This is a genomic window from Kitasatospora sp. NPDC040550 (assembly GCF_055594965.1).
This window is the reverse complement of the sequence record NZ_JBVIWC010000008.1, coordinates 260,596-271,646: the sequence shown is the minus strand read 5'-3', so window position 1 is coordinate 271,646 and position 11,051 is coordinate 260,596. Positions and strand designations below refer to the sequence as shown.

11 protein-coding genes and 1 tRNA gene are annotated in these 11,051 nt (G+C 73.2%); 3 read left to right on the top strand and 9 right to left on the bottom strand.

Annotation, left to right across the window (positions count from 1 at the left end; translation table 11 throughout):
- Positions 1-138 precede the first annotated feature (138 nt).
- The 6 genes from ACZ58X_RS15135 to ACZ58X_RS15110 form a co-directional block, all read right to left on the bottom strand.
- A complete protein-coding gene (locus ACZ58X_RS15135) occupies positions 139-462 on the bottom strand; it encodes a hypothetical protein (protein ID WP_470334092.1) in 324 nt (107 codons plus the stop codon).
- Positions 463-616: 154 nt separating this feature from the next.
- The gene (gene pth / locus ACZ58X_RS15130; protein WP_355670028.1) at positions 617-1,195 is read right to left on the bottom strand and encodes an aminoacyl-tRNA hydrolase; all 579 of its coding nucleotides are present in this window, start codon (positions 1,193-1,195) and stop codon (positions 617-619) included.
- 112 nt (positions 1,196-1,307) lie between these two features.
- Positions 1,308-1,898 carry a 50S ribosomal protein L25/general stress protein Ctc gene (locus tag ACZ58X_RS15125; RefSeq protein WP_470334091.1) on the bottom strand — a complete coding sequence of 197 codons (591 nt, stop codon included), beginning with the start codon at positions 1,896-1,898 and terminating at the stop codon, positions 1,308-1,310.
- Between the two features lie 312 nt (positions 1,899-2,210).
- Positions 2,211-3,188, bottom strand: a complete 978-nt coding sequence (locus ACZ58X_RS15120) for a ribose-phosphate diphosphokinase (protein ID WP_360231153.1) — start codon at positions 3,186-3,188, stop codon at positions 2,211-2,213.
- 203 nt (positions 3,189-3,391) lie between these two features.
- Positions 3,392-4,846, bottom strand: a complete 1,455-nt coding sequence (glmU, locus tag ACZ58X_RS15115; RefSeq protein WP_470334090.1) for a bifunctional UDP-N-acetylglucosamine diphosphorylase/glucosamine-1-phosphate N-acetyltransferase GlmU — start codon at positions 4,844-4,846, stop codon at positions 3,392-3,394.
- 153 nt (positions 4,847-4,999) lie between these two features.
- Positions 5,000-5,070: transfer RNA gene (locus ACZ58X_RS15110), tRNA-Gln, on the bottom strand.
- A gap of 268 nt (positions 5,071-5,338) precedes the next feature.
- On the opposite strand from ACZ58X_RS15110, the gene ACZ58X_RS15105 reads away from it, so the two are divergent.
- Together ACZ58X_RS15105 and ACZ58X_RS15100 are read left to right on the top strand one after the other, a co-directional pair.
- Entirely contained in the window at positions 5,339-6,331 is a 993-nt protein-coding gene (locus tag ACZ58X_RS15105; RefSeq protein WP_470334089.1) for an acyl-CoA desaturase, read from the top strand.
- A gap of 227 nt (positions 6,332-6,558) precedes the next feature.
- The gene (locus tag ACZ58X_RS15100) at positions 6,559-7,161 is read left to right on the top strand and encodes a TetR/AcrR family transcriptional regulator (RefSeq protein ID WP_223886267.1); all 603 of its coding nucleotides are present in this window, start codon (positions 6,559-6,561) and stop codon (positions 7,159-7,161) included.
- Between the two features lie 49 nt (positions 7,162-7,210).
- Here the strand turns inward: ACZ58X_RS15100 and ACZ58X_RS15095 are convergent, their stop codons facing one another.
- Positions 7,211-8,002, bottom strand: a complete 792-nt coding sequence (locus tag ACZ58X_RS15095) for a methyltransferase domain-containing protein (RefSeq protein WP_470334088.1) — start codon at positions 8,000-8,002, stop codon at positions 7,211-7,213.
- A 110-nt stretch (positions 8,003-8,112) separates the two neighbouring features.
- Between ACZ58X_RS15095 and ACZ58X_RS15090 the strand changes: the two genes are divergently transcribed.
- Positions 8,113-8,610: a MarR family winged helix-turn-helix transcriptional regulator gene (locus tag ACZ58X_RS15090; RefSeq protein ID WP_470334087.1), complete on the top strand. Its 498-nt coding sequence runs from the start codon at positions 8,113-8,115 to the stop codon at positions 8,608-8,610.
- Between the two features lie 34 nt (positions 8,611-8,644).
- Here the strand turns inward: ACZ58X_RS15090 and ACZ58X_RS15085 are convergent, their stop codons facing one another.
- Together ACZ58X_RS15085 and galE are read right to left on the bottom strand one after the other, a co-directional pair.
- The gene (locus ACZ58X_RS15085) at positions 8,645-9,544 is read right to left on the bottom strand and encodes a LuxR C-terminal-related transcriptional regulator (RefSeq protein WP_470334086.1); all 900 of its coding nucleotides are present in this window, start codon (positions 9,542-9,544) and stop codon (positions 8,645-8,647) included.
- Between the two features lie 343 nt (positions 9,545-9,887).
- The gene (gene galE / locus ACZ58X_RS15080) at positions 9,888-10,850 is read right to left on the bottom strand and encodes a UDP-glucose 4-epimerase GalE (protein WP_470334085.1); all 963 of its coding nucleotides are present in this window, start codon (positions 10,848-10,850) and stop codon (positions 9,888-9,890) included.
- Positions 10,851-11,051 lie beyond the last annotated feature (201 nt).

The following is an 11,051-nucleotide window of genomic DNA, read 5'->3' as shown; positions in this document are numbered from 1 at the left end:
AACGCGACGAAAGGGGCCCTTGCCCGTCCCCCGGACGGGCAAGGGCCCCGTGCCGTCCCGGTGGTGGCGGCCACGGCGGGAGGACGCAGGAGGGGCCGGCGCCCACTTGCGTGGACACCGGCCCCTCACCGCGCGTTGCTACTCCGCGGGCTCGCCCGCGCGCCGGCGCTTGAGCCACAGGGCCGCCCCGCCGGCCGCGACCACCAGGCCGCCGCCGACCGCCAGCAGCCCCGCGTCGGGGCCGACCGACTCGCCGAGCACCGGACCGAACTGGGCCGCTGCGGGCTCCGGCGTGATCGCCGGATCGGGCTCGGCCACCGGATCGGCGTGCGCCACCGCGCCGCTGGACAGCAGCATCCCGGCCGCCCCCAGGGCACCGGCGGTGCCGACCCGTCGTCCGAACTGCTTGAGCCGGACCACCCGGAGCCGCCGAAGTCGGCGGACCGGACGCAATCTCCGCATCGAGAACTCCCCAGGACCCGTTCGCGTACCAGGCCGACGCTATCCGATCCCGCACAGGGTTCTCACATGGATTCAGGTTTGCCGGGCAAGCGTTGTACGACTGTTGTGTACCCGGCACACCGTGCACATGACGTCACGTCAATCACCGCCCGGTTCAGGAGTTGTACGTGCCCTGCGCCCGCTCCAGCCCCTCGGACAGCAGCGCCTCCACCGCGTCGGCCGAGCGGTCCACGAACCACTCCAGCTCCTTGCGCTCGGTCGAGGAGAAGTCCTTCAACACGAAGTCGGCGACCTCCATCCGACCCGGCGGCCGGCCGATCCCGCAGCGCACCCGGTGGTAGTCCGGGCCCAGCGACTTGGTGATCGACTTCAACCCGTTGTGGCCGTTGTCCCCGCCGCCCAGCTTGAGCCGCAGCGCCGCGTAGTCGACGTCCAGCTCGTCGTGGACGGCGATCAGCGCCGAGGCGGGCACCTTGTAGAAGTCCCGCAGCGCCGTCACCGGCCCGCCGGAGAGGTTCATGAAGGACATCGGCTTGGCGAGCACCACCCGCTTGCCCGCCAACCGCCCCTCGGCCACCTGGGCCCGGCTCTTGTGCGCCTTGAACTTGGCGCCCATCCGCTGCGCCAGCAGGTCGACCACCATGAAACCGATGTTGTGCCGGTTCCGGGCGTACTGCTCGCCCGGGTTGCCCAGCCCCACCACGAGCCAGGGCCCGTCGTACTCCTCCGCCATGCCGCTCTCACTCCTCGTCTGCGCGCTCGTCGCCATCATCCCGGACACACCGCTGCCCCGGGCGCTCCTGCGGGAGCGACCGGGGCAGCGGTCTCAACTGGCGGTGCGAGGCTCAGGCCTCGGCGCCGGCCTCGGCGGCCTCGGCGTCGGCGTCGGCCTGCGAGGCCTGGGCGCCGATGACCTGCAGCACGACGGTGTCGGCCGTGACGGCCAGCGTGGTGCCCTTGGGCAGCTCGATGTCGCCGGCGGTGATCGAGGCACCGGCCTCCAGGCCCTCGACCGAGACGGTGACGGCCTCGGGCAGGTGGGTGGCCTCGGCCTCGATCGGCAGGGCCTGCAGGACGTGCTCCAGCAGGTTGCCGCCGGGGGCCAGCTCGCCCTCGGTGTGGACCGGGATCTCGACGGTGACCTTCTCGCCACGCTTGACCAGCAGCAGGTCGACGTGCTCGATGGTGCGCTTGATGGCCTCGCGCTGGACGGCCTTCGGCAGGACGTACTCGTCCTTGCCCTCGATCGGAACGACCAGCAGGGCGTTCGGGGTCTTGAGGGCCATCATCAGGTCGTGGCTGGGCAGGTTCAGGTGAACCGGGGTGTGGCCGTGGCCGTAGACGACACCGGGGACGAAGCCGGCGCGGCGGGCGCGACGGGCGGCACCCTTGCCGAACTCGGTACGGGTCTCAGCGGCAAGGCGGATCTCGGACACGACTGCACTCCTCGTGAAGAATGGCGCGGGGGTGCAGGCAACGCGAAAAACCGCCGGGACCACACCCTCAGTACGTTCGGGGGTCACTCGGCGGCAACGACTTCTGCCGGCGGACGGAATCCGCTACCGGCAGCGCGTCGATCACGGAGTCGGTGTCCGTCGAGCGGGCACACGACATCCCTCGCCGAGCAGTTTCACGAGTCTAACCGCACCGGCCCGCTCCGGCGAAATCGGGCCCTCGGCCGGCACCCCCGCCCGAACCGGCGGCGGCCCCGGACCGGGGTGGTCCGGGGCCGCCCGCGCGGGACTTCGTCAGTGCACGCCCTCGAAGAGGCTGGTGACCGAGCCCTCCTCGAAGACCTCGCGGATCGCGGCGGCGATCGACGGGGCGATGGACAGCGTGGTGATCTTGTCCAGCTGGAGCTCGGCCGGGGTGGGCAGCGTGTTGGTGAACACGAACTCGCTGACCCGCGAGTTCTTGAGCCGGTCCGCGGCCGGGCCGGAGAGCACGCCGTGGGTGGCGGCCACCACGACGTCCGCGGCGCCGTTCTCGAACAGCGCGTCGGCGGCGGCGCAGATCGTGCCGGCGGTGTCGATCATGTCGTCGACCAGGACGCAGACCCGGCCCTTGACGTCACCGACGACGTCGGCCGACAGGATGGTGTTGGCCTGGGTGGTGTCGCGGCGCTTGTGGATGATCGCCAGCGGGGCGTCCAGTCGGTCGCACCACTGGTCGGCCACCTTGACCCGGCCGGCGTCCGGCGAGACGACGGTCAGCTTGGAGCGGTCCACCTTCTCGCCGATGTAGTCGACCAGCAGCGGCAGCGCGAACAGGTGGTCCACCGGGCCGTCGAAGAAGCCCTGGATCTGCGCGGTGTGCAGGTCCACGGCCATCAGGCGGTCGGCGCCGGCCTGGCGCAGCAGGTCGGCGATCAGGCGGGCCGAGATGGGCTCGCGGCCGAGGTGCTTCTTGTCCTGGCGGGCGTACCCGTAGAACGGCAGGATCGCGGTGATGCTCTTGGCGGAGGCCCGCTTGAGAGCATCGATCATGATCAGCTGTTCCATGATCCACTGGTTGATGGGAGCCGCGTGGCTCTGCATCACGAAGCAGTCCGCGCCACGCGCCGACTCCAGGAAGCGGACGTAGATCTCGCCGTTGGCGAAGTCGAAGGCCTTGGTCGGGACCAGCTCGGTCCCCAGCGCCTCGGCAACCTCCTTCGCCAGCTCCGGGTGGGCACGGCCGGAGAAGAGCTTGAGCTTCTTCTCACCCGACGTCGTGATCCCGCTCACTGCACCGTCTCCTCGCGTTGCGGACGCTGAACCCCGCTCCCGAGGAGGGCAGGCGCAGCCCGCACTCACGAGGGGATCGGGGAATTGTCGGTACGCCTGGACACAGGCGGTAAGCCCAGTGGCGCACGTATGTCCCCCAGGTTACGCGCCCGCGCAGAAACCGTCCGCCCCGGGGACCGGCCGACCGGTCCCCGGTGGGCGCGTCAGGCCTCGGCCGCGCCGTCGGTCGCGGCCTGCGCGGCCTGCGCGGACGCCGTGCCCGGGCGCTTGCGCTCCACCCAGCCCTCGATGTTGCGCTGCTGCGCGCGGTTCACGCCGAGTGCGCCGGGCGGAACGTCGGTGGTGATCACCGAGCCCGCGCCGGTGTAAGCGCCGTCACCGACGGTCACCGGGGCGATGAACATGTTGTCCGAGCCGGTGCGGCAATGCGCCCCGATGACGGTGCGGTGCTTCTTGACCCCGTCGTAGTTCACGGTGACCGAGGCCGCGCCGACGTTGCTGCCCTCGCCGATCGTGGCGTCGCCGATGTAGGAGAGGTGCGGCACCTTGGCACCCTCGCCCAGCTCGGAGTTCTTGACCTCGACGTAGGTGCCGACCTTCGCCTTGCGGGCCAGCTTCGCCCCCGGCCGCAGGTAGGCGTACGGGCCGGTGGAGGCCAGCTCGCCGATCTCGGCACGGTCGGCCGTGGTGTTGCTCACACGGGCGCCGGCGCCGACCAGGGTGTCCCGGAGGGTGGAGTTCGGGCCCACCTCGCAGTCCTCGCCCAGGTGGGTCGCGCCCTGCAGCTGGGTGTTCGGCAGCACCACGGCGTCCGGCTCGTACGTCACCTGGACGTCCATCCAGGTGCTGGCCGGGTCGACCACGGTGACGCCCGCGCGCATCGCCCGCTCCAGCAGGCGGTCGTTCAGCAGCCGGCGGGCCTGCGCCAGCTGGACCCGGTCGTTGATGCCCAGGATGTCCCGGTGGTCCTCGGCGACCACGGCGCCGACCCGGTGCCCGGCCTCGCGCAGGATCTCCAGGGTGTCGGTCAGGTACTCCTCGCCCTGCGAGTTGTCCGTGGTCAGCTCGGCCAGCGCCTCGGTGAGCAGCTTGGCGTCGAAGGCGAACACGCCCGAGTTGATCTCGGCGATGGCGCGCTGGGTGTCGGTGGCGTCCCGCTCCTCGACAATCGCGGCGACGGTGCCGTCCTCGTCGCGCAGGATCCGGCCGTAGCCGAAGGGCTCGGGGACGACGGCGGTCAGCACGGTGACGCCGTTCTGCTGGGCCTCGTGCGAGCGGGCCAGCCGGCGCAGGGTGTCCCCGGTGAGCAGCGGCGAGTCCCCGGCGGTGACGATCACGGTGCCGTCCAGCGTCACGCCGTCGGCGGCCAGCGACTCCAGCGCGGTGCGGACCGCGTGGCCGGTGCCGTTCTGCTCCTCCTGCACGACCGGGCGCACGGCCGGGTAGTGCGCCGCCAGGTGCTCCTCGACCTGCTCGCGCTGGTGGCCGACCACCACGACGAGCTGCCCCGGCGTCAGTTCCCCGGCCGCCGAGACCGCGTGACCGACCAGCGAGCGCCCGCACACCTCGTGCAGCACCTTGGGCACCTTGTTCGACTTCATCCGGGTCCCACCACCGGCGGCGAGCACGACAACGGCGGCAAGCGAATTGGCACCCATGCGGGGAGGCTCCTCATTAGGTTCAAAGAGAGGGCAGAGCAGGCCAGAACGCGGTCCGCACATGTGCTCTGGCAGTTCGAGGATAGTGCGGGGCGGGGAGCCGAAACGCCAGACGCCCGGCCCGCGCATGCCCGCCCGCGGCCGTACTCAGTGCTCCCGGAGGAGGATTCGAACCCCCATAAGCTGGACCAAAACCAGCTGTCCTGCCCTTAGACGATCCGGGACCGGAGCTCCGCCGCCGGAGGCCCGGCGACGCGCTGGGCCAAGACTACGGGGTAGCGCGCTTCACATCTACCACCAATGCCGACCCTCCTGGCCCGTCCGATCCGGGCACGGGAGGGGCTCGGGGTTCATCCATCCAGTCGGGTGAATTCACTCGGGCGCCGCGCGGCGGTGTGTTCCCCTGGACACGGAGCGCAACCTACGATGCCGTAGGTTACGCCAACGTAGGTCCGCTCTGTCCCGCTTCCGGGACGCCGCGAAGGGACGCCCATGACCATCCAGGCCGACGAGGCGCGCGCGGGGGCCACCGCGCTCCCCGACCCCTCCCCCGATCCCTCCGCCGACGCCGCGACCCGGCTGTCCGCCACCCGCGGCGGCGAGAAGCAGGGGGCCGCCGAGCGGATCGCGCTCGCGCTCTTCATCCTCGTGCCGTTCGCCGCGCTGGTCGCCGCCGTACCGGTGGCCTGGGGCCGGGGGCTCGGCTGGACCGACGTGGCGGTCACCGTCGCCATGTACTTCCTCACCTGTCACGGCATCACCGTCGGCTACCACCGCTACTTCACCCACGGCGCCTTCAAGGCACCCCGCCCGATGCGGCTGGCCCTCGCCGTCGTCGGCAGCCTCGCCGTCGAGGGCCCGCTGGTGCGCTGGGTGGCCGACCACCGCAAGCACCACCGGTTCAGCGACAAGGACGGCGACCCGCACTCGCCGTGGCGCTACGGGGAGAGCGTCCCCGCCCTGATCAAGGGTCTGTGGTGGGCCCACATGGGCTGGATGTTCGACGAGGAGCAGACCCCGCAGCTCAAGTACGCCCCGGACCTCGTCCGCGACCCGGCGCTGCGGCGGATCTCCCGGCTGTTCTGGCTCTGGACCACCATCTCGCTGCTGCTGCCCGCGCTGGTCGGCGGTCTGGTGAGCCGGTCCTGGGAGGGCGCGCTGTCCGCCTTCTTCTGGGGGTCGCTGGTCCGGGTCGCCCTGCTGCACCACGTCACCTGGTCGATCAACTCGATCTGCCACGCCGTCGGCCGGCGCCCGTTCCGCTCCCGGGACCGCTCCGGCAACGTCTGGTGGCTCGCGGTGCTCTCCTGCGGCGAGTCCTGGCACAACCTGCACCACGCCGACCCGACCTCGGCCCGGCACGGCGTCCTGCGCGGACAGATCGACTCCTCGGCCCGGCTGATCCGCTGGTTCGAGCTGGCCGGCTGGGTCCGGGACGTCCGCTGGCCGGACGCGGAGCGGATCGCCGCCCGCCGCGCCGCATGAGGCGGCGCTTCCAGCATGATGTAGGGGTGAACGGGAGCAGCGCAGACAGCACAGGCGGTCACCACAGCACGCGGACGGACGCGGCGCCCGGAACGGCGCCCGCCCGTCCGCGTGCCGCTGCGGCGCCGGGCGCGGCCTCCGACGGCGGCGCCGAACGGACCCCGGACGGCGCCGCCGACCGGTCCCCGGCCGCCCCGGCCCCGCGCCGCCGGGGCGGCCGGGTTCGGATGACCGGCAAGCAGCGCCGGGAGCAGCTGCTGGAGATCGGCCGGACGGTCTTCGCGGAGCGCGGCTACGACGGCACCTCGGTGGAGGAGATCGCCGAGCGCGCCGGGGTGTCGAAGCCCGTGGTGTACGAGCACTTCGGGGGCAAGGAGGGGCTCTACGCGGTGGTGGTGGACCGCGAGATGCAGCTGCTGCTGGACATGGTGACCGGGGCGCTGACCGGCGGGCACTCGCGCGAGCTGCTGGAGCAGGCGGCCTTCGCGCTGATGGACTACATCGACACCTCGACGGACGGCTTCCGGATCCTGGTCCGGGACTCCCCGGTGGCCCAGTCGACCGGCACCTTCGCCTCGCTGATCAGCGACATCGCCACCCAGGTCGAGGACATCCTGGGCCTGGAGTTCAAGTCCCGGGGCTTCGACGCCCGGCTGGCCCCGATGTACTCGCAGATGCTGGTCGGGATGGTGGCGCTGACCGGCCAGTGGTGGCTGGAGGTCCGCAAGCCGGACAAGGCCACGGTGGCGGCGCACCTGGTGAACCTGGCCTGGCACGGGCTGGAGGGCCTGGAGCGGCACCCGAGGCTGGTCGGCGACCGCCGGGCCTGACCGTCCGTCCGTCCGTCCGAACGCCGCACCCCGGGCCACCGGCCACCGGTTACCGCCTGACCCCGACCGCGAAGATCCGCCGGAACGGGAAGACCGTCCCGTACGGCCCGGCCGGGTAGGCCTCGCGCAGCAGCCGCCCGTACTCGGCGAGGAAGGCGGCCCGGTCGGCCGGGTCGGCGAGCCGGCCGAGGACGGGCCGCAGCGCGGTGCCCTTGACCCACTCCAGCACCGGGTCCGTCCCGGGCAGCAGGGTGCGGTAGGTGGTCTCCCAGACGTCGGCGGCGCAGCCGGCCCCGGCGAGGACGTCCAGGTACCGCTCGGGCGGGTGGACGCCGCCCCGGACGGCGTCGGTGCCGAGGGCGTCGCGCCAGCGGGCGCTGCGGCGCAGTTCGGCGAGCAGGGTGTGGCTGGGTGCCTCGAAGTTGCCGGGCACCTGGACGGCGACCACCCCGCCGGGCCCCAGGGTGTCCGCCCAGCGCGCCAGCACCGCCAGGTGGCCGTCCACCCACTGGAGGGTCGCGTTCGAGGCGATCAGGTCGGGCGCGGCCGGGGCCGGGTCGTAGTCGCGGGCGTCGGCGAGCAGGTAGTCGGCGGTGGGCTCGCCGTCGGTGCGGGCGGCCTCCAGCATCGGGGCGGAGTTGTCGAGGCCGGTGAGCCGGGCCTTCGGCCAGCGTTCGCGCAGGACGGCGGTGGAGTTGCCGGGGCCGCAGCCGATGTCGAGGACGGTCGGGGCGGGCTCGTTCGGCAGGGCGGGGACGCGGGCGAGCAGCTCGCGCAGCGGGCGGGTGCGTTCGTCGGCGAAGCGCAGGTACTGCGCCGGGTCCCAGACGGGGCTGGTCATGGTTCACCTCGCAGGTATCTCGATATCAAGATATCTCCGAAAGCCTCGCTGGCACATTTCTCGATGTCAAGAGACTTCACATCGACACATCCACCGATACACTGATCGTCATGGAGGACGAGGTCGACAGGCTGGTCGCAGCGTGGCGCCGGGAGCGCCCCGACCTCGACGTGGAGCCGCTGGAGGTGCTCAGCCGGGTCAGCCGGCTCGCCCGCCACCTCGACCGCGCCCGCCGCACCGCCTTCGCCGAGCACGGGCTGGAGCCCTGGGAGTTCGACGTCCTGACCGCCCTGCGGCGGGCCGGCTCCCCGTACCAGCTCTCCCCCGGCCAGCTGCTCACCCAGACCCTGGTCACCTCCGGCACCATGACCAACCGGATCGACCGCCTCACCGGCAAGGGCCTGGTCAAGCGCCTGCCCGACCCGGACGACCGGCGCGGCGTGCTCGTCCGGCTCACCGACGACGGCCGCGACCGCGCCGACCAGGCCCTGGCCGGCCTGCTCGCCCACGAGCGCGACCTGCTGGCCCAGCTCAGCTCCGGCCAGCAGGGCGAACTCGCCGGCCTGCTGCGGCTGCTGGTCGCCCCGTTCGACAACATCCCGGGCTGAACGGGCTGAACGGGGCTCGGCCCGGACGGCGGCGCTACGGCGTGGCGGCGATCGACGGCGGCGCGGCCGGCTCCGCCGGACTGACCCCGGCCCGGCGGGCCACCGCGACGGCGGCCAGCGTGGAGTGCACCCCCAGCTTCCCCAGCACGTTCTGCATGTGGGTCCGGACGGTGTGCGGCGACAGGTACAGCCGCTCCGCCACCGCCTGCCGGCCCAGGCCCGCCACCATGCAGCGCAGGATCTGCTTCTCCCGCGGCGTCAGGGTGTCCACCAGCCGCTCGCTCTCGGTGCGGTCCCGCCGGGCCGTGGTGAGCTCGCGGATCACCCCGGTGAGCAGCGCCGGCGGCAGATGGGTCTCGTCCCGCAGCACCCCCCGGACCACCGCGAGCAGCCGGGCCAGCGAACTCTCCTTCGCCACCCAGCCGGTGGCGCCCGCGTGCAGCGCCCGGGCGGCGCGGTGCGGGTCGTCCGCGGTGGCCAGCACCACCCCGCGCAGCCCCGGATGGGCCCGGCGGAGCCGGCCCAGCAGGGTGATGCCGTCCGGCGGCGGGGCCGTGGGCCGCAGCTGCTCGGCGCGGAGCTGTTCCGCGGGGCGGGCGGCGGCGGTCGCCGGGGTGGGCGGGGCGAGCGGGGCGGCGCCCGGCCTGCGCGCGGCGGGCACCCCCGGGGCCGGGCGGCGCCGGGCCTCCTCGGCCGCCTCCGGACCGGGCCGGGCCCGGGCCGCCGGACCACCCGTCTCGGCCCCCAGGTCGGCGTCGATCAGCGCCACGTCGTAGGCCCGCCCCTCGGCCGCGGCCCGCTCCAGCGCCCGCTCGGCGGCGGCCGCGCTGCCGGCCGCGCCCACCTCCACGTCGGGCTCGGCGGCGAGCGCCGCGGCCAGTGCCTCGGCGAAGATCCGGTGGTCGTCGACCACCAGGACCCGGATCCGCCCCATCGTCACTACCCCCTGCTCAGAGCGCCCGAGCCCGGGGACGGGGGCCGGTCCGGCGTCCGCGTTCCGGACCCGCCGTTCCGCCCGCCCACCGGTGGCCGGTGAAGCCGAAAGGACGCCGGCCCCCACCGGTACCGCACTCAGCGTACGGGCCGGGAAACGCTCCCGTGGCGGTTCGGTGAAGTTTCGTCAGATGGTGCGTGAGGGGCCGGACTTGACCGGGCGGACGGCCCCCGGGAGCGCGCTCGCGGTGGAGCGCCTCCCGGGGGCCGTCCCGTTCCGGTGGGCGGCCGGCGGGACCGTCACCGGCCCACTCACCGGCCTACTCGCCGGTCCACTCACCGGCCTACTCGGCGGTCCGCTCCAGGGCGAACTTCCAGGCGTCGGCCACGATGTCGTCCAGGTTGGGCCGGCGCGGCGTCCAGCCCAGCTCCTGGTGGGCCCGCTCGGCGGAGGCCACCAGCACGGCCGGGTCGCCCGCGCGTCGGCCGACGACCTGCACCGGGATCTCCCGCCCGGTGACGCGCTTGACCGACTCGATCACCTCGCGCACCGAGAAGCCGCTGCCGTTGCCCAGGTTGCAGATCAGGTGCTCGCCCGGCTTGGCGGCGTCCAGCGCCAGCAGGTGCGCGTCGGCCAGGTCCGCGACGTGGATGTAGTCGCGGATGCAGGTGCCGTCCGGGGTGGGGTAGTCGTCGCCGAACACCGCGATGTGCGGGCGGCGGCCGAGCGCGGCCTGGAAGACCAGCGGGATCAGGTGCGACTCGGGGTCGTGCCGCTCGCCGTAGGCGCCGTACGCGCCGGCCACGTTGAAGTAGCGCAGCGAGACGGCGGCCAGGCCGTGCGCGACGGCCTCGCTGGTGATCATGTGGTCCATGGCGAGCTTGCTGGCGCCGTAGGTGTTGGTCGGCGAGGTCCGGGCGGTCTCGGCGATCGGCACGACCTCCGGCTCGCCGTACACGGCGGCGGTCGAGGAGAACACCAGCTTGCGCACGCCCGCGGCGCGCATCGCGGTGATCAGCTCCAGCGAGCCCGCCACGTTGTTGCGCCAGTACTTCTCCGGGTCCACGACCGACTCGCCGACCTGCGAGGAGGCGGCGAAGTGCAGCACGCCGTCGAAGGAGCCGTCCAGCACCCGGCCGGCCTCCTGGATCCGGCCCTCGACGAACTCGGCACCGGCCGGGACGCCCTCGCGGAAGCCGGTGGAGAGGTCGTCCAGGACGGTCACCTGGTGACCCGCCTCCAGCAGGTGGGCGGCCACCACGCTGCCGACGTAGCCGGCGCCACCCGTGACCAGGTACTTACTCATGATGAGACCTCCAGCGGGCGATGGTCCGCGCGGTCGGCGGCGCCATCGACGGAATGCGTACGACTGCGCTCAATTGTCCCTGCCCGCCGGGGTGCTCCCGACCACCGGGGCGCTCGCTCCCCGGCTTTCTCACCCACTCCCCGGCTTTCCCTCGGCCGACCTCCACGGCGGTGGCGCCCCGCGCCCCCGCCGACACCCCGG